This window comes from Clostridium cellulovorans 743B (genome assembly GCF_000145275.1).
GTDB classification, from domain to species: Bacteria; Bacillota; Clostridia; order Clostridiales; family Clostridiaceae; genus Clostridium_K; species Clostridium_K cellulovorans.
Genome location: NC_014393.1, coordinates 1,174,494 through 1,195,182, shown reverse-complemented (window position 1 = coordinate 1,195,182; position 20,689 = coordinate 1,174,494). Strand labels below are relative to the sequence as shown.

General features: G+C 30.3%; 11 protein-coding genes. 2 read left to right on the top strand and 9 right to left on the bottom strand.

The genetic code is table 11. The features are described from left to right. Window positions 1-113: 113 nt before the first annotated feature. Together CLOCEL_RS04920 and CLOCEL_RS04915 are read right to left on the bottom strand one after the other, a co-directional pair. Complete coding sequence (locus CLOCEL_RS04920; protein WP_010076409.1) at window positions 114-3,053, bottom strand: amidohydrolase family protein; 2,940 nt, start codon at window positions 3,051-3,053, stop codon at window positions 114-116. A 23-nt stretch (window positions 3,054-3,076) separates the two neighbouring features. Further along, a complete protein-coding gene (locus CLOCEL_RS04915; protein WP_010076410.1) occupies window positions 3,077-6,190 on the bottom strand; it encodes a hypothetical protein in 3,114 nt (1,037 codons plus the stop codon). Window positions 6,191-6,495: 305 nt separating this feature from the next. Between CLOCEL_RS04915 and CLOCEL_RS04910 the strand changes: the two genes are divergently transcribed. Next, window positions 6,496-7,335: a hypothetical protein gene (locus CLOCEL_RS04910; protein WP_010076411.1), complete on the top strand. Its 840-nt coding sequence runs from the start codon at window positions 6,496-6,498 to the stop codon at window positions 7,333-7,335. A 72-nt stretch (window positions 7,336-7,407) separates the two neighbouring features. Here the strand turns inward: CLOCEL_RS04910 and CLOCEL_RS04905 are convergent, their stop codons facing one another. From CLOCEL_RS04905 to CLOCEL_RS04890, 4 genes are all read right to left on the bottom strand, one after another. Beyond that, window positions 7,408-8,265 (bottom strand): hypothetical protein, encoded by an 858-nt coding sequence (locus tag CLOCEL_RS04905; RefSeq protein ID WP_010076412.1) that lies wholly within the window; start codon window positions 8,263-8,265, stop codon window positions 7,408-7,410. Between the two features lie 198 nt (window positions 8,266-8,463). Next, window positions 8,464-9,177, bottom strand: a complete 714-nt coding sequence (locus CLOCEL_RS04900) for a YoaK family protein (protein ID WP_010076413.1) — start codon at window positions 9,175-9,177, stop codon at window positions 8,464-8,466. A gap of 48 nt (window positions 9,178-9,225) precedes the next feature. After that, the gene (locus tag CLOCEL_RS04895; RefSeq protein WP_010076414.1) at window positions 9,226-11,067 is read right to left on the bottom strand and encodes an ABC transporter ATP-binding protein; all 1,842 of its coding nucleotides are present in this window, start codon (window positions 11,065-11,067) and stop codon (window positions 9,226-9,228) included. A gap of 3 nt (window positions 11,068-11,070) precedes the next feature. Then, window positions 11,071-12,789 (bottom strand): ABC transporter ATP-binding protein, encoded by a 1,719-nt coding sequence (locus tag CLOCEL_RS04890; RefSeq protein ID WP_013291632.1) that lies wholly within the window; start codon window positions 12,787-12,789, stop codon window positions 11,071-11,073. Window positions 12,790-13,024: 235 nt separating this feature from the next. Here CLOCEL_RS04890 and CLOCEL_RS04885 point away from each other — a divergent pair, with 235 nt between their 5' ends. Beyond that, on the top strand, window positions 13,025-14,086 hold the full coding sequence (locus CLOCEL_RS04885; RefSeq protein WP_010076416.1) for a substrate-binding domain-containing protein: 1,062 nt from the start codon (window positions 13,025-13,027) through the stop codon (window positions 14,084-14,086). A gap of 123 nt (window positions 14,087-14,209) precedes the next feature. On the opposite strand, the gene CLOCEL_RS04880 is transcribed toward CLOCEL_RS04885, so the two are convergent. The 3 genes from CLOCEL_RS04880 to CLOCEL_RS04870 all read right to left on the bottom strand — a co-directional run bounded on the left by CLOCEL_RS04880 (window position 14,210) and on the right by CLOCEL_RS04870 (window position 20,619). Continuing rightward, window positions 14,210-15,046 carry a deoxyribonuclease IV gene (locus CLOCEL_RS04880; protein ID WP_010076417.1) on the bottom strand — a complete coding sequence of 279 codons (837 nt, stop codon included), beginning with the start codon at window positions 15,044-15,046 and terminating at the stop codon, window positions 14,210-14,212. 67 nt (window positions 15,047-15,113) lie between these two features. Beyond that, on the bottom strand, window positions 15,114-19,544 hold the full coding sequence (locus CLOCEL_RS04875) for a polysaccharide biosynthesis protein (protein ID WP_010076418.1): 4,431 nt from the start codon (window positions 19,542-19,544) through the stop codon (window positions 15,114-15,116). Next, entirely contained in the window at window positions 19,522-20,619 is a 1,098-nt protein-coding gene (locus CLOCEL_RS04870) for a cache domain-containing protein (RefSeq protein ID WP_010076419.1), read from the bottom strand. Before CLOCEL_RS04870 ends, CLOCEL_RS04875 begins: the two co-directional genes overlap by 23 nt. Window positions 20,620-20,689 lie beyond the last annotated feature (70 nt).

Sequence of the window (20,689 nt, the reverse complement as noted above, 5' to 3'; positions counted from 1 at the left end):
ATTTGAAAATGAAAATTTATTAAATCTGTACTTTACAGTAAAGCAAAATTATAAATGCTTAACTATCTAACAAAGCTAGGGAACAAAAATCAAAAATTGTAAGGAAAGTATCGTTATAAATAATTAGCTAACTGGTTATATATATAATCTATTTCATTTACAATTTCCTCTGGCCTTAAATTTCTATCCTTAATGAAACTATAGTCCAAGCTATTTTTTCTTAGCTTATCAAGCCAATCAATTACTTCCTTACTAGAATAATCACCTTTTCGCATCATAATATCATAGATTAAAGCGTATTCATTATTTATCCTAGTATCAAAAACAACTGGATCATCAGTATTTATAGTTACAATTACCTTTTCCTTCTCAGGTGAACTTAAATTGCTGATATAGTAATCCTCGAAAGATTTGAATTCTCCGATTATCAAATTTGATGTAGGGTTGGTCTCAACGATGATTTGCCTATCCCCTATTTTTTTAATCATTATTTCTTGAATTCGTTTGTAGTTTTCTATTGTATCCTTGTCGATATTTATAGTAACATTTTTGTCTAATTCCTTGATAAAATATTTGCACTGCATCGCTTTATAAATCATTTGTGATGACCATATAATATTGTTGAAGTCATCCTCTACAAATTCAGCATTACCTTTGCAAGGTTCATTCATAATATAATATTTCTTTTTAGTGTATTTCTGCAATGCACATACTTTTCTATCTTTCTCCATAACTACATTAGTATAGCAGCCTTTATTCATAAGCTTCATATAATAAGCTTTGTACAATTCTCTTACATTAACACTTTCTGTGAAGCCAAATATGTACTCTACTGCATCATAAATTCGCTGTTCCAGTAATGATATACTGTCTAAATCAATCTTTTCCTCTATTAAAAGATTCCATTGCCACAATAAATTATCTAGATATTCTCCAGCATTAATGCAGACTACTTGGTTAAATTCTGCCCATTTATCTATATTTATTCCCAGGGCAATAGCATGTCCTAATCTATCTGCAGATTTATAATTAAATAGCTCAATTGTTTCATCTATATGCCTTAAGCCACTTAGTAAATCCCTAAACTCCTCACCAACATGATTAGTAAAGCCTATTTGCTTTAGATAGCTTCCTTTTCTACTATTTCGGTTTTTTATGGCGTCTATGCTTCTTAAATAATTAAAAGCTTCTCTAAAAGCATAGGGCTCTGCTTCATTCTCTTTACTTGCTGTATCTACTCCTACTAAATAGTAGTCTAGCAAATCTATATTACACCTAAGTTCCCCTATAATTTTTGCCTGCTGTAAATATTCCTTTTGTTGATTAAATAAATAATCTAAACAATTATTCTTTAATTCATCATCATAGGCACATTTATCCTTGTTCTTATCTTTCCGTTTAATAAAATGAAATACGATACCCATAAGTGGAACTTCTTTATATTCACCATTGCCAAAGCCGCCTTCTTTCAATACTCTCTTGTATTGCTGAAAAATATCCATCAAAAGTTTTACTACTGCTTCTTTGTCACTGCTGATTCCCAATCTTATCTCAAACTTTTTAATGTTTTGGCTTTTAGTTTGACTATAAAAACTCTCATAAATATAGTTTTTTATTTCAATTAAACTTTGCCTTTTATAAAAATCTTGAAATGTATCAAGGCCCTTACCTGAGGATGGCCCTTGTACAATTTGCCTATAAACTATGTTTTTAAACTTAACATAATGCCAAAATAATTTCTTAAAGCACTGATCCTTATCGGTTTCCCAAGAGTTATTGTCAATGTACTTCATAGCTTCAAAAACTAATGCTTGCTCTGGCAAAACTATTCCTTGAAATTTATATTTTAATATTATATCTTCATTTTTTATATGATAAAACTCTTCAAATAACCCTGTTAATATATCCTCTGACAATATTGCGTTTGTTACTTTACTAGTAGCCTTGCCTTTTCCTTCATACGGCGTATCTATATGAGAATTGTGGACAAGATTACTTTCCCAGAGCATAACTTCTCCTTCATAAGAATCATCTATATCCCCTTTCTTTATCATACCTAGATATAAATCGAATTTTTTAGTTATTCTATAGATTGCTTCTTGTATAGCTTCTATAGAAATACTATCGTCTTCATCAAAGCTATATTCTTCATCTTGTATATGCCTTAGTACCTTACTTATTATCAAGGTTATCATTTCATCGTCAATAACCTTTTCTATGAACTGAGAAAAATCCTTAATTATCCCACTTCTTTTATACTCTCGTAAATACATAGCTAATAATATACGAAGCAATCTAAATAAATACACGCTTTTTTCAAAGTTTATTTTTCCATAGCTGTAGTTGTTTTTTAGCTGTGCAAATATGCTTTGTCCTTTATTCTTTCCACTTTTAGAATTTGTTTTTGGAAAATTACGATTCATCAAGGTTGTCCATAAAGCTGTAAAACTTTTACTTGCAACTACATGCATATGTAATTCCGCTGTTCCTTTTTCAAGAACCTTCTCTAGCAGCGAATCTGTAGTATATAGCAAGGTGTCCCACAAAACCATGTCCGAGATATTAGTTAGCCCTTTACTTATAAGATAAGCTCCTATTAAAACATCTACATCCATCATCTGTTTTAATATATACCACTGAAATTTATTATTAGTCTTACTGCCAACTTCAAGAGACTTACTATTTGAACTGGATATATAATCATATCTTTCACTATATTCCTTTTCATTTCCATCGATATATAGTTGTCCACTTCTTATCTTAAAAAAATCATTGGCTATCTCTTTACATAGACTAAAATAATAATCCTCTCTAGGCTTTTTATTATATTCTGCTCTCCACTCCATGTTAGCGATTAGGTTAAAGCTATCTAGTTTTATCCCTATCATACCTTCTCGTAATTCGTTATATAGTTCCTTTAAACACTCTAAATGATCATCCTTATTAAATTCCTCATCTATAAAGTTAGGGTTTACAAAAGAATATTCGGAATTCAAAACAGCAGTTTTTAGCTTTGTCTTTTGATATAAAAATGCACTATTTATGCTATTCATTTATTTTTTCTTTTAACTCCTTATCATAAAACTAAAAGCTCATTTTCGTAGGTTGATATAAACTCTTCATTATCAGGTGTAGCAACTTCCTTTAATAAATTTATCTTATCCATATTTCCTATTCTGTACCATCTTCCAATTAAAATCTTTGAAATTCCATACATCTTTTCTTTAAAATTATTCTTATCAATGTCTTTGCATATATTTACGACCTCTTCATCAGAAGTAACCTGTTTTAGTACACCTATGGCATTTTCTTTAAATGGTTCCCTTATAACAGACCTGCGTAAAAATTCACTTACCATAAATTCTATTTTACCTGGCTCATCAAGCTTTGATTTTTTATTTCTATTTACGATAACTGGTTTAAGGATAAACTGCTCTGATAATTTTGATTTCTTATTTACAATAATTGGTTCAAGAATACGACTCTCTGATAATGAGTCGTTAGATATTAACGGAATCTCAGAATTATTTATAACTGAATTTAATTTATCTTGTAATTCTGTATACTCAGCTAATCCTATAACTGGCTCTACTGATTTATTTTTATTAATCCTGTTATAGAATTTTTGATTTACTTCCTTTATACTCTGAATTAATTCTACAGCCTTCTCAGATGTGATACTGTTTCCTGATGTTTGTATTTTATAAGTTAAATACTCAGCTATGATTGTATTAATTTTAACTAATTCCTTCCTCATGTTTTGCCAATCTTCTGATTCTGCATATGTTAAAATTTCATTGAAGGTTCCATCACCGAAAACCTCATCATTCCTCAATGAATTTACTATATCTTTAATCTCCCTACATCTTTGAGAAACACTCTTCTTAGAGTTATCACTTGCTGTTAATATTTCGTTACATACTAGATGATATCTTGAGGTTTTCAATATCTCCTCTAAACCACGAACTCTATAATATTCTTGTTCTTGGCTCTCAAGAATTTCATGAACTATATTATCAGTATTTTCATGATCAAAGAATATACCAATTCCTCTTTCAGAATAGTTTTCTGCAATGGTATTTATAGTATTTAACTTATCTCTAATATCTGAAATTAAATAATAATCTAATTTATTAATGTTAAATATACCTTCTATAAATCTTGATTTTTCTTTTACTTCATCAGCTGAAATAGCTTTAATAATACTTAAAGCTACTGCTTTAAGCCTATTTCTAATATCTGCATGTACTTTTCTATCTCTTATTATCAATGGTAAACATACCTTATATAACCTTTGGAAATAGTAGAAATCATAAAAATATTTAAAATCTATTGAATTATAACTTATATAATCTTCAGATCTCTTATATATACATATATTTTTAAAACTCCATGTTTTTTCATCTTCTTTTATTTTACTTCCAAGGAATACCTTAGCTAAGTCATAAAATAATTGAATAAAAGCACACTTATCCTTATTTAATTTTTCCATTTTTCGATTTTCTTTTAAAGCTGATATCGTAAGTAGGCTTGTAGATACATTAAAGTTAAAATACTCATAATAATCACTACCTGTTAGGATTAATCGGTTTCCATTAATTTCTAAGGTGGAGTGATTTTTATTTAACTTTAAGATATCTCGAATATCAAAGCCATCGTTATTGTTAACAAGCTCTATATTGCTATTATAAAAAGCTTCAAATAACTTAGTGTACATATTGTAGTTATTAAGATAAATTTCTTGATAATCTCCATAGCCGAAAAACTTACTAGAAGTGCTGCTAACAACCTGTAATTTAGGTTTATCGAGACCATCACAGATTTCTTCTAACTTATAATATAAATTTATTAATCCTCTTGGATTTCCACTCAGAATATACGCATAATCAAATGCTTTTAATTCCTTGAGGTCTTTCCTATGTTCAGAACTATTTTGTAACTTTAAAATTAACTCATTATATGAATTGTTATCTGCTACATCTAAATGATATCCATCATATGGTCTTCTTGTCTCATTTTTATCTAGATTAAGTTCTTCAATTTTTTTTACTATACTACTTACATCAATCAGCGGTTCTATAAAATACTTCAGTAAACTGCTCTTTTCATATTCTCCAGTAGTCTGTTCATCACTTTTCCCTTTATTTACTTCTATTATCAATATTTTATCAATCAATTCATATAATTTTGGCATTTTACCCTTACCAAAAGGTGTAAAATGCAACCTGTCCATAAGTTCCAAATCTTTCAACTCAAACCTATACTTATATGGCAATACCTTGCCTAATATATCATCAGCACGTCTTACTATATTATTAAATATAGTATTGTTATTATTAGCTTTAGTGTCTTTCTCTAACTGACTTGGAATGTTGCTCTTTTTCCATAAATCTATAATTAAAGATTCACTAAAGGTAGCATAATCACCCAAAACTATACAAACTATATTAGGGTGACTTAAATAATTTAATATTAACTCTAATATCTCAGGCCCTTTCTCAGGACACAAATCTACGTCATCAAAAGTTATAAAAATCATTGGTTCATTGATTCCAGAATCATCACTGCTCTTACAGCTTCCTCTCTTCACATTACATAGCTCTTCTATAAATTCTCTAAAGGATTTTTCTAAATTTCTATCAGCACTACTTATTTTTTCATTTATCTTATCATACTCATACCTACTTTCAGTAATAGCTGATAAGTTTTCCCGATAAAACTTTCTTGAATGGATATAATTTGTTTTTAATTCTTCATATTTCGTATATAAACCATCGTTTTTTATATCATTACAATAATTAATATTTTGAGAATTATCCTTTTTCCATTTCTCTATATCATTTTCAAAGCTATAAATTATCCACCCTAAAGCGTTATCTTCTACATTAAATTTTGATGGATCGATTATATTTAAAATAGAATCTAAGTTTTTTTCAGAGTTATTATTTCTTAATGAATTATAAATGGTTAACGCTACTGAGGTTTTTCCTGAACCCCTTCCCCCTAATATTGAAATAACATTATTAGGTCTTTCTTTATCTCTAATTTTATCTTTACTTGCACATTCTTTTTCTTCACGCTCTGCATTTCCTCTGAATTTTTGTATCTGAGCTTCAATTCCAGCTAATATCGCTCTTCTTTCCTTAGGCAAATTATCAATACTTAATTTGCCTGACCCTATCATGTCCATAGCCATCTTCCCCCATAAAATTCTATTATTATCTAAATTATATTATACTTTTAAACCCTATTCCATCAATATGTTGATGGTTTATTGTAAATTATGTTAGAATTAATCGAAATATTAAAGACAGGAGGATAATTATGAAATTTTTAGATGTATTACAAGAAGCTGTTTATGATATTATTGGATTTATACTTCCATGACTAATTACTATTCCATTTATAATGCTCGTAATAAACAGCAATTTCTCTTATAGCTCTATATATTATTTATATCTTGATATAAGCAACTTTAAAGGATTATTACAATCAATGAACCTTCCATTAACCTACTATATTCCAATATTAATCGTAGCCTATATAATTGGAATCTTACTAAAGCATTTAAGCATTGGCTTCGGCATATCATGGACATGGGTTGCTAATAAAATAAAGAGAATATTTCCGTTTAAAGCAAAGCTCTTTTTTAGCAAAAATAAATTGGTTACAAAGGATATTAAAGTTTCAGCAAAATATGTAAAATCTTTAGGTAAATTTATTACCTCATCAATAGATCCTAACAATGCTTCAGCAAGTAATGTACAAGCTTCAGTAAGTCAACTCGAAACCTATGCAGATAATATAATTAAGGAAGCAACGAATATCGACACTGCTCTATCAACAACTCCACCTTCCACAGCTAAAAGTTCTTCGGAGATCATTTTATCTGTACTTAAGGATAACTCGGATACATTATCAGACAGGTACAAGCTACCTAATACTACTGTAGCAAGTCATGGCAATTTAAAAGAACAGTTTAAAAATGATAAATTTTTAAAAGATTATGCTCGTACTATGTCACGTTTTAATAGTAATATTAGCACTAATCCTAATACCTTAACGCAAAAGTATATTGCTAAAACAAATTTCTTTAGTTCTTTAGCAACATTATTTTTTATAGAATTTTTAAATTCTGTAATTTCACTAATTGTATATATTTTTTATAACCATGCTCCTAATGTCCTAACTGTACCCAAAATAACTTTTTCTATTTTACTCCCATCGATTTTGTTAGGTCTATTTTGTGCTTGTTACAAAGAATTCAAGGATCATAATAGATACCAAGAAAAAGAAAATTATCTTTACTTACTTGAAACTTACTATAAAAAATAACCTAAAACTAAAAGACCAGCAAACAACCTGCTGGTCTTCTATTTAAATTTCTATCAATTTATAATCTATTTATTATTTTGTCTGCACTCCAGCTAATCTGCTGCCATCCTTTGCATCAATCCAAACAGCATTGTCATTCTCAAAAGTAACAATATAAGCTAATCTTGTTGATGAACTTGAAGAATTAGTATTCTTTTTGACTATACGTAGCTTTACTGATTTTATAGTTTCCTTTCCTGAAAGCGTTATGGCTGATTCCTTAGCATCATCTTCTGAAAGTTCTACACTAACTGACTTAGGTTCCTTAGAATAAAATTGCTTAGAGATACAAGCAATTTCACCTGTAGCCTTATCAAAAATTACTTTCGCAAAATCTCCATCAAAAGCATATCCTTCATAGCTTCTTGGAAAAGTAAAATCTATATATTTATCACCAATTCCTGATGCAAAATTCTCTTCATCGTAAAAGCTAATATTAAGACATTTTAAAATATCCTTAGCTCTTTTTCTTAGTGCATCTAGATTTGGCTCCTCCTTCATATCATTTTCAGAACTGGATTTTATAAATTCCACCATTTCATTATTTGTATACTTTACTAATTCACCAGCTTCATCTAGTTCAACCTCTAACTTTTCATCTGAAACTATAAGTTTTTTTTGCCCATGTATATTAGTATCCTTCTTAAATGTGCTATCAGATGACAATTTCTTTGCCTTTATATCACTAGAGCTTGTCTTTTCTAATTGATTTATTAAAGAAATAATTTCTTCACTCTTATCCTTAGCCAATTTTTCTTTTGAGGAAGTAAATATAGAGAAGCTTTTTCCTGAACCGGTATTGGCTATCATATCTTTACCCACGACATTATATGCCGCTAATCCAATTGCCAATGTTGAAATAAGTGCTAATATAATATATTTTTTTCTCATGTCTCTAGTCTCCCAAATATTTTATAATGTCCCATAATTAAAGTTTTATTCATTGAAAGATTTTTCATCTTTTGAAGTTGCTATTCATAAGCACTGAAACTTACTAATAATCAACTTGAATAAGTTAAGATTCTACTAAATCTACTAAAACTGATTATTAAAACTTATTCATTCAATAATGTGTAATTCGACCTTTTATTATAATTTCTCCTTACTTACGCTAATATCCTCTTTTTTATCTTCACTATATATAAAAGAAATTATAAGTGCAGCTATAAGTACTGCATCCACCACCCATATTGCTTTTTCCTTTAAATTTGTCACAGCCAAAGCACCTAAAAGTATTCCCACTAAAAAAGCTAAAAGAATATAAGTATATCCTATTGCTCTTTTAAGGCCTTTCTTATCCTTTTTTACAATTGCTCTATAATAATTTTCCGCACAGAAACGCATATTTCCAGTACAAAATATGCTTGCATAATTATCATCTGTACCAAACTTACGAAAAGCACAGTACTGCAAGGATGCTGCAAAAGACAGAAGGGTGTTAGCTATTATTGGCGGATAAGAACATGGCACCAGCCCTACTATAAATAGAGTTATTATTTCAATAATTAAAACCCATCGTTTCCATAACAACTGCTTTTCTTTGCAATAAAAATAGAATATATGCCAAGCTATAAAAATCCCTATCCAAAAGGACACTATAGGCACCATCGCATGAGTCATTCCTAAGTAATCCTTCTCTGCTCCTCTAACTACCATAAGTACAAAATTTCCTGTTTGTCCTGTAGCAAATACATTTCCACGAAGAATATAGGAATATACATCCATAGCGCCTCCAACTAATGTAAGCAATATTCCAAAACCTAACCTCTCTGTTATCTCTAAATCTTGTTCTTTAGCTGTCACTGTAATACACCTTATCCTTTTAAATAATCTTTTTTCCTATGTTAACCCTTATGGTAATTGTCCCATTTGGCTAATAACCATCTTATAATATTTGCCCTTTTTCTCCATAAGGTTTTGATGATTTCCACTTTCTAATATTTTTCCGTCGCCTATTACCATGATACAATCTGAATCTCTAATAGTAGATAATCTATGAGCTATTAAAAAGCACGTGCGATTCTTCATCAAGGTTAACAAAGCCTTCTGGATATCCTTCTCTGTCTTTGTATCAACACTACTAGTAGCTTCATCTAAAATTAGAATAGGACTATCACATAATACTGCTCGAGCAATGGATATAAGCTGTCGTTGACCTTGGCTTAAGTTATCTGTGGCTCCAGATACCATTGTATAATAACCTTTTGGCAATTTATCAATAAAATCGTGGGCATGAGCTATTTTAGCTGCCTTAATTACCTCTTCATCAGTAACATCCTTTTGTGAATATCGAATATTATCCATAATCGTTCCAGTAAAAAGACAAGTATCTTGTAAAACCACTGAAAAACATTTTCTAAGACTATCTCGTTTAAGATCTGTAATAGGCTTATTATCAATTAAAATTCTACCACTACCTGAATCATAAAAACGAGTAAGAAGATTAACGATAGTAGTTTTTCCAGCACCGGTTTCTCCTACCAAAGCAACTATTTCTCCAGCTTTAACATTAAAACTTATATTCTTTAATATTTCATTGCTCTTATTATATGAAAAGCTTACATTTTCAAAGGTTACTTCACCTTCTGGATTATCTATATCTATAGCATTTTCTATATCCGCTGCTTCTTCCTGAATATCTAGAATTTCAAAAACACGTTCTGCTCCAGCAAGAGCTGATTGAATAGTATTAAACATGCCAGCAACAGCATTAAGCGGGTGAGTGAATTGCTTTGAATAACTCATAAAACTAACAACAGTACCAACAGCAACGCCATATTTCACTGATAAAAAACCACCTACTATTGCAACTACAGCGAAAATGAAATTATTTATAACATTCATAAGTGGCATCATATGCCCTGCCCATGTCTGTGCTTTATTACTACTCTGGTATAGCTTTTCATTAGTTTCTTTAAATTGTTTTAGTATGTCTTCTTGCTTTCCAAAGGCTTTCACCATTTTTAACCCTAATATATTTTCCTCAGTTATTCCATTCAATACTCCTAAATTCTTTTGCTGTTCTATAAAATAACCTCGACTTTTCGATGTAATGGTGCGAGTTAAAGTCATAACAAGAGGAATACATAATAAGACAACCAAAGTAAGAGGTATATTAAGAGTCATCATAACTACAAAAGAGCCTACAAGAATCAGTATACTAGATATCAATTGAGTAGTGGTTTGTGCAATGGTAGAACTAATATTGTCTACATCGTTTGTAATTCTGCTCATTGTATCACCATGAGACCTTGTATCATAGAATTCTAGAGGAAGCTTTTGCATCTTCTCAAAAAATTCCCTTCTCAATACAAAGACAAGCTTTTGTGAAACCTTCAGCATAACAACTCCATTAAAGGAGGAAATAAATAAATTAACTATATGTAATGTAACGATTATCATCAATAGCCATATAAACATATTTGTATCTACACTTCTTGTCTGAAACTCAAAGGTATTAAAGGTCTTTCCAATGAGATAAGGAATTCCAACAGAGACTGCTGATGAAATAATTGTAAGGATCATAGCTACAAATATCGGTTTGGCAAAGCGCATATATATTTTTATCACTCTCATTACCGTATCTTTTGCATTTTTAGGTTTTTTAGAAGGTGCAAAACGCTGCATTCCCCCCATTGGTCTTCCTCCGATAGACGGTGCTTTCATCTCTTGTTTTGAAAAACTTTGAGCCACAGCTTACACCTCCCTACTGCTTTCTATTTGTGTTTTATAAATATCTCTATAAACTTCGCAAGTATCCATAAGCTCATCATGAGTTCCATAACCAACCTTTACACCATTGTCCATAACTAAAATCCTATCTGCAGCCATAGCTGTTCCACAACGTTGAGTAATGGTTATTATTGTTTGCTTATTTTCTTTGGAGTTCAAATTCTTCCTTACCTTAGCTTCAGTTATTGCATCCAGAGCACTAGTCACATCGTCTAATAAAAGTATAGAAGATTTTTTAAGAATTCCACGAGCTATGGAAATACGTTGTTTTTGTCCTCCAGAAACATTAACACCACCACTGCCTAGAAGGCTTTCAAAACCACCTTCCATCTTTTCAATAAAGCTTCCCTCTGCTTTATTTACAGCCTCATATATCATTTCATCAGTAGCATCCTTGTTTCCCCATCTAATATTTTCCGCAATAGATCCTGAAAAAAGCATTGGTTTTTGAGGCACAATAGCAATATTACTTCTCACGGAATCAATATCTAACTCTGTTATATCGTGTCCATTAACAAGAATTTTTCCACTATTCACATCGTAAAATCTTAAAAGTAACCAAGCGATTGTGGATTTCCCACTACCTGTTGGTCCAATAATTGCTAAACTTTGTCCACTTTTTATAGAGAAGGATAAATCCTTTATAGCAGGCACACCACTGCCACTAGGATATGCAAAGGTAACCTTTTGAAATTCAATATCACCATTTAATTCTTTTTCTTCACCACTACTAGTAAAATCACTTTTACAATCAAAGATTTCTTTAATACGAGCAGTAGAAGCTTTAGTTCTAACAAAGGCATTAAATATGTTTGTTATCATAATCAAAGAAGTTAGAATTTGAGCCATGTAAATAGTAAAGGCCGTTATGTCCCCAGGGCTTGCCATCTCTAAGGAAAATAATTTGCTTCCAATAAAAATTACAATGACAGTTCCAATTCCAACAATAAAGGTTATAATTGGTGACACTAAGGTCATTATCATTTGAGAAGACACACCCTTCTCCATTAAATTGATATTTGAGTTTTCAAACTTATCTGTTTCTTTTTCATAGGTTCCAAAGGCCTTTACCAAACGCACACCTATAAGATATTCCTGAACAACAGAATTCACCTTATCCATAGCCTTCTGCAATTGATAAAAACGAAGATAACTAAGCTTCATGCTTACTATAATAATAACAACAACCAAGAAAACAACACTGTAAATTATAAGGCTTAATCGAAAATTCAATAGACTTGCAAATACAATACTCCCAATACAAGTAATTGGTGCCTTCAAAAATATACGCATAATTCCATTTACAAATTGAACAACTTGAGAGGTGTCATTAGTCATACGAGTAATAAGCGATCCACTTTCAATTTTATCAGTGCTCACTTCTGAAAAACTTATAATCTTTTCAAATAAATCGTATCTTAAATCTGCTCCAACACGCTGTGATACCTTGCTTGCCAAAATATTTCTAGTAACTGCGAAACCTGCTCCTATTGCAGTAATCGTAAGCATCAGCCCCCCCCAATAATAAACATTAGAAAGTGCCCCTTCATTGATACCTGTATTAATAATATTGGACATAAGTGTTGGAGACAGTAAATCACATATAGCTTCAAGAGCTACACAAAAAACAGCTGTGAGAAATGGCACTTTATATAACTTAAAATACTTACTATACAAATTCATCTTTCCTATCAACTTCTTTCGTTCAAAGTCTAAATATTCCATAATAATTATACATCTTTTTGACTTCTAAAAAACAACTAATCAAAGTTATCCTTTGAGGAAACAATTAATATATGTCGGCGAATAGCCGGTTGTACTAATTAACAATAGAAATTGACTAATAGAGAATACTACTGAAAAGCTAGGATTTTTAAATTAGTATAATCACCAGATGTAACCACTTGGAGGAGTAATAATGAAAAGATTAATAAGAATATTTGCATTATTTATGATTCTAATATTGATTGTTATGCAAACAAATAATACTAAAAATAGCATATTTGCTAGTGAAAATAGAAAAGTAGCCAATATTGCAATAGGAATGTATGATTTTGAAAATCCACAAATGAAGTCTATTCAACAAAAGTTTATAGATATCCAAAACAAAAATCAGGATAAAGTGAACTTTAGTTTTTATAATGGCAAAAATAACTTATCTATACAAGTGGCAATAGTAGACTCTTTACTTTTAAATCCCACTATTGATTTTATGGTAATTGGACTAAGTAACCCACCAAGTGATGTAATAGAAGATATTATTCGTAAAGCTAGTTTACGAAATATGCCACTAATTATGCTCGATGTTGATCCTAAAATAGCATCAAAACTGTCTAAGGAGTATAGTAAAGTTGTATTTCTTAAAGGTAAACAGGGAGAAGTTGGGATTGTTCAGGGGGAAATTCTTGTTGATCAATGGAATAATAATAAAGTTATGGATAAAAATAAAGATAACATATTGCAATATATTATGTTAAAAGGAGCAACTGACAATCCAGTGGCCAATGATAGGGTAAAGTATTCTGTTTCAACAATTAATGAAGCAGGAATAAAAACACAAGAGCTTGCACTAAGAGTTGTTAATTGGAGTAAAGAAATAGCTAAAGGGACTATTGAATCATTGTTACTTCAATACGCTGGTAGTATTGAGGCAATAATTGCAAATGATGATACTATAGCATTAGGAGCTATTGAAGCATTGCAAAAATATGGTTATAATAAAGGAAATAAAGCAAAATATATTGATGTTGTTGGCGCTGGCGGATCACAAGAAGCCCGAGATTTAATTGATAAAGGATTTATGACTGGTACTGTTAATATTAATTACGAGGCTCAAGCTGAAGCAGTTTATAAAATTGCAATGAACTTAATTAATAATGTAAGCCCTATAAAAGATACAAATTATACAATTAGTGAAGGATTTGTTGTAGTTACAGGAAGTTATTCTCCATACACAAAGAAAAATAATATTTCATCATGAGAATTATAGGTGGCCAGTCCCACCTATAATTTTCTTAGACTACATTTCAACATCATATCAAACATAGCCTTTAATTTGTTAAAATCAAAGATTTATATTTAATGACTTTGTGTATTGTATATCCTAGTCACCCTTATATGCACCTCTAAGCAATTTAATCTCCTCAGCATATTCAGGAACTTCATTTGGAGTTTCAAGGAAAAAAGGTATACCTTTAAGTTTTGGATGATTGATTATCCTTGTTATAGCCTCTAGACCAATAAATCCTTCCCCAATTTTTTCGTGGCGATCCTTGTGGCTGGTAAACGGATTTTTGCTATCATTTAAATGGATAGCACGAAGTTTATCAAGGCCAATAATCCTATCAAACTCTTCAAGAACTCCATCTAAATCATTGACAATATCATATCCCGCATCATAAACATGGCAAGTATCTAAACAAACACCCATTTTATCTGAAAGGGTTACTCTATCTAAAATTTCTTTAAGCTCTTCAAAGCGGCTTCCAACTTCCGTCCCTTTTCCAGCCATGGTTTCAAGAAGAACTGTTGTTGTTTGCTCTGGCTTTAAAACTGTATTAAGCAAAGTAACTATATAATCAATCCCTACCTCTAATCCTTGCTTAACATGACTGCCAGGATGAAAATTATAAAGGTTATTTGGAACGTATTCCATTCTGATTAAGTCATCGGTCATTACTTCCAGTGCAAATTCTCTAGTTCTCTCCTCAGCAGAGCAAGGATTTAAAGTATAAGGTGCATGAGCTAAAATCTTAGCAAAGTTTTTTTCCTTTATAAATTCAAGAAAAGCTTCTACATCCTTTTCATCGATGTCCTTTGCCTTTCCGCCTCTAGGATTTCGAGTGAAAAACTGAAAAGTATTTGCATCAATACTTAAGGCTTCCTTTCCCATATGCTCAAAACCCTTTGTTGAAGATAAGTGACAACCTATATTTAACATTAGCAATTCCTCCTATTCTAATTTTGGTGATAGTGGTTGAAACTTATTTTAATTACTTCGAGTTGGCCTACCGTTTTGATTTTTTATATAAAACAACAAAGATAATTATCCCAACACCTATAAGCATAAAACTTCCATAGTATACTTTTCTCAAAATAACCTCAATTTTCCCTTTACCACTTTCATCTGTAACAATACCAGTTGTTACACCATTTAATGTCATTGTCCCTCTCTCTTTAAAGCTACCCAGTGAAATTTCCCACAATGGGTTTGGAGACTCACAATAGTTTAATAATACAGTATTTCTATTTGAATTTGTTAACTGAAATTCTCGCTTCATACTATCCAATCTACTATACTTAATCTCATTCTTTTCAATATCACTCTTGAAAAAGTTTTCGAAATCATTCCCTTCAAAGATCATCATATTATCAAATGTGATGAGATCTTTATAAGGTATAATAGTATAGTTTTTTATTTTTACAAAGCCATTTGAAACTTTACTTCCTTGGCAAAGTATATGAAACTGCATATATTTTGCCCCAGTTGGAGCTTTCACTATTTGTTCGTAACTATTCCATGTACTTTTATACTTATCTTCTATATCATTTATATAGGTTGTATTAATCACCTTATCATCTTTATCAATAAACACAACTTTCATATGTCTGTTACTTACATTCTGAGAAACTGCATCAAAATTAATAAGATATTCTTCATCAGGCTTTACCAACACTTTTTTAGAAGCATAATCATACCAGCTGTTAGAAAAAGTTTTATCATACTCTATATTTAATGTATTATCTACTATGCTATCTCTCATCATATCAGATGTTATCCCTATATAATTTCCAATATCTTCTTTATCAACCTCTTCAGCTATTGCATTATAATCCAATGCCACTTCCGTTGATTCAAACTTATGGATATCATTAAGGTTACTTAGAGAAAACACATTACTGTCAAATTCTATTCTAACTTTATACTTTCCTTCAACAAGATTTATATTGTTTACTAAAAAAGTATTATAATGCCCCATCATATTATCGATATATTTTATAGTTTGCGGAAATGTATCTGTATTATAAATTTTATCTACTACAACCTCTTTTTCATTACTAGTTTCACTCAAATCAGAATTGTTTATCTGTCTCTTCAATACTAATTCATTCTGCTCATTGAGTATACTAAAAGTTAACTTACCATCATTATCACTGCCACCATTTAATTTGAAAGCAAAAGAGTAATTGCTGGTTTTTACTATGTCTAGATCACGTTCTAAAATTCCCTTTTGAGAACTTATGCCTTTACCCATACTTAATTTAGGATAAACTCTTTCACTTTGGATATTTCCTGAATAGCTAAAGTCATTTTCTGCTTCTAAAACCGAAAATATATTGCATTTATTTAAAGCTACTTTCAAAGGATTAGACAAAAAGCTATAATCTTTTTCTGGAATAATAGCAAAGATATTTATAGCATTAAAGCCTGACTTATTCTCAACGGAGATTTTATTTTCACCTGCTGCAAAATCATAATCTCCAACTTCAATCCACTTAAACTGAGTTATAGAATTATCCATAGTGCTTATTTTCTTTGCTTCACTGTTATTTATATTTATTTGAAGATCACCGCCTTTTGCTGAATATAATGTCCTCATATATACCTTAGCTCTCTGAGGCGAATCAAACTTTTTTGTCATAGTAAATACATTAGGCTTTTTATACTCGTCAAAATCATATATCTTTATATCATGAATCCACCAATAATTTTTTTGTTCAGGCTGTTGATAACTTAAGAGGTCTATTCTCATATAAGCACTACCTTGTGGAGAAACATACTCACCAGTAAAATTAACTTCATTAAAATCTACTTCTTCACCTGGTGCAACTACATAGCTTACTCCGATTTCCTTCATCTGCTTATCAAAAAATCTAACCTTTACATGCATTTTATTTGTCCCTCTTCCGGATACCACCAAGTTGAACTTATATGGGTTATTTTCTTTTGCATCTAAAAGTCCTGATTTTGCAACTTGCCATATATTTTTAGGATCACCCTTCATAATTTCCCCATGCAAAACTGGTATTGAGTTATTATTTGTCCGAGGATTAGCTGAAACACTAAATATCTCAGGATTATCTGGTACAAAGAATCTGTCCGTTCTTAACATAGAATCAAAATCGGCAATTAGTTTTCCCTTAGTATAATCTATTTTATAAGGTGGTATGTCTAGCCTACTTGAAGCAAAAGTAACTGCTACTCCTGAGTTAAAATCAAATTCAAAAGGAAAGTTGTTGAGGTTTTGTGACGACAAATACCAAAGCCAATCATTATTGTTTACTAAAGTCTTACTCCAAGTTAAGAAGGAATTCCCCTCATTAATAACATCAAATGGTAGCAGATAATTATCTTTAGGCAAATTTGATAGGAATAAATCATTATAATCTGCTACGTCTATATAATCTCCGTTATTAAGAGTTTCTAGATAGCTTTTTTCACCTAGAGCTGAAAAGATCACTCCATAATCACTAAAGTTGAAATTTTTAACATTACTATAACTCTCCAAACGGCTATATCCATATGGGGTAATTATTTTTTTTGGTACATTGTATAAATAAGGGATCGGGGTTTCTACATCATATAAACTAAATATCCCATTCTCGTAGGTTTTCTTTAACCCATCCTGCTGCTTAAGGATTTCCAAATTAAATTTTTGCCTTGCTTCTTGTCCCACATATTCATTATGGTACGCAAATTCATTTATACCAAAGGTGGAAACAAGATTGCCAAAATTCTTTGTCATTCCTTTATCTAAAAGATACTGAAGAAAATTCATGTAGTATGTAATACTTACTGCATTTCCCTCGTGATGAAAAATCGTATTTTTTTGTGATGAATATACTTGAATATCACCTGTAGCTTTCTCCATTTCATTGTTACTATTTCTATTCCAATATGGAGTTGCTACTCCATTAAAACTTTGGATCATATTATCAGCAATTGGCATGTAAAGAACCTTGCTATCGAATTTTTCTTTATCTTTAAACTTATCCTGAACATCACTATATTCCTGAGGGATAGTTATAGGACTATAGAAACCATTGATAAAATGGTCATAAAATGGTCTAAAGTAGAACGAAAAAGCAATTACAACAGAAAAAAACGTCACTGTTTTTAATATGTTGCTCCTGCGCATTGCATCTAGCTTTATAAGAAAACTTTGTACACCAAAAGTTAAAAGAACGCTATAACCAACTGCCATAAGCCCTATAAATTTATTAGGGTCCCTAAACATAGAACCAATTATTGGTGTTTTTGACACAATGATTATAAATATATTAGCAAAGGATTCAAGCTTAACACCTGTAGAAACTATGCTGAAACCTAATGTACAAATTGTAAAGAATACTATAATGTTATATTTGTAACCTTTGTACAATACTCCATATAACACAAATATCATTGTAACTGCCCCGCCTATATAAAATGAAAGAGGCAATTCTGAAATATTAAACATAGGCCACCAGTAAGAAATAAAGTATACTACATTTTTTATAGAGCTATTGCGACTAAATAAAGAAAGGGTGTCTATTACATTAATATTGTGCTGAGAAGCTTGAGCTTTCAAGACAATACTTCCAAAATATGCAGACAACCAATAACCACTTAGGCATGTAAACAACGTTGCAAATACAGCTATCTTTTTAATGGTATTTATAAGTATACTTTTTATTTTTCTCTTACTTCTATTACCCTTTTGTATAAGAGTCTTTCCAACTATTAAAACTCCAAGTATAAATAAAAAAATCATTCCATAAAAAAAATAATGAATAGCGGCTGCACTTATTGTAAAAAAGATACTGAGCATAAATAAATCAAATACATTTCGCTTATATATCCCCCTATGATAAATATAATAACCTGGGATAAGCTGTTGTTGAAATTTTGGATCAAAAGCATTAAAGAAGAACATAAGTACTATAGGTAGAAGACTGTATCCACAAAGCAAATATATATGCTGAAGTCTCATTACCACCCAAGGGTTGAGGGCATAAAAAATTGCTCCAGTTATCAATGCAAAGACTTTGAAGAAATTAAATTCTTTTGAAAAGTATATACTTATTATTCTCTTTGTGAACAAATACATAGAAATAGCTGACACTAAAACTAAAACTGTAATAAAAGATTTAATTAAAACTGCTCCGCTATAATTGAAATATTTTGAGAAAAAATATAATGGATAAATATATATAAGTCTTGGAACATTTAAAAGTGTTGAAGTACTCCATCTTTCATTCCATAAGCCAAATATTTCTTCCATATATCTTTGTGAACTGAATCCGAAAGCCATATCGCTAAATACAATATGACCTCCTCTATAAATAGGTGCCATCATCCATAATATTATCGATGACATAATTATTAATGAAAATATATCATATCGATAGATATATAAATATCCCCATAGTTTTTTACTTATCTTTACTATTATCATTAAATCCACTCTCTTCACCTTTAAGTTGATCATATGTAGTTGATAGCTTATTCTTAGCAATTTTTATTTCCTCTAAATTTGTAACAGAAATATCTAATAACTCTATTATATTTTCTACGCGAGGTATCAATAATTTATTTTGTTCATAAATTTTCTGATTTTCAGAATCAAAATATTCCTTTTTCATTTGTTCACCAAGGAATCGAATAAATCTAACTGCAACTACCACAGAAAATACTAGACATAGTAAAAAAATTATAAAAATGTACATAATTGAATTGGTAAATGGTGCATAAATTTCACTCTCATTTTTTGTAACAACCATATATAGAGAAGTATTCTCTAAATCTATAAATGTATAAGAAGTTTTAATTCCCTCAACACTTTCAGTGCTAGTATAACCATTTAGCATTCTTTTTGTATATTCATTAATTTTATTTGTGTATACTCTATTCTCAATTGTTGATGCTATAATTGTAAAATTATCATTGTAGATATCCACATTTAAGTCGCTATTACTTTCCATGAATTCTTCAAAGAAAGAATTATTTATTTCAAAAGCTGTGTAGCCTTTTATTTCACCATTTTCAACTAACTTAAAAAAAACAAATTGAAACTCTTTGTTGTCTTTCATATAAAAATTTGATACATAATAATGCTTACTAAACTTTGCTTCCTTAAGCACGGTAATTAGGTGTTCATTAACTTTATCTGGATAAAGGGAATTTAATAAGTTAAAATCTGCATTTAGGATATATATATTGTCAATATACTGTATAGACTTAATCCCCTCATAATTCATTTTACCATCAGTGTTATTATCAATAAAACCCAATCCCTGTATCGTTGAGTAACTATTTAACTGCAATTTCATAGTTTCATAAAAAGCTTTAATATTCTTCACTTTCGCGTCTCTTTCCCTTTCGACATATGAAGTTCCAGCCTTATTTAAATAACTTTTAATTGCGTTTCCATATATCAAGGTAATTAATAGCGTAGGTATCATTGCTACTGCTATTATCAGCAAAAATGTAATCACTTTAATTTTTTTTATAATTATATTTATTTTTTTCACTATTTCACCTCATAATATGTAGTATAATGTAAATATATCATATTTCGTGTCACATTAAAACTAAATTCGG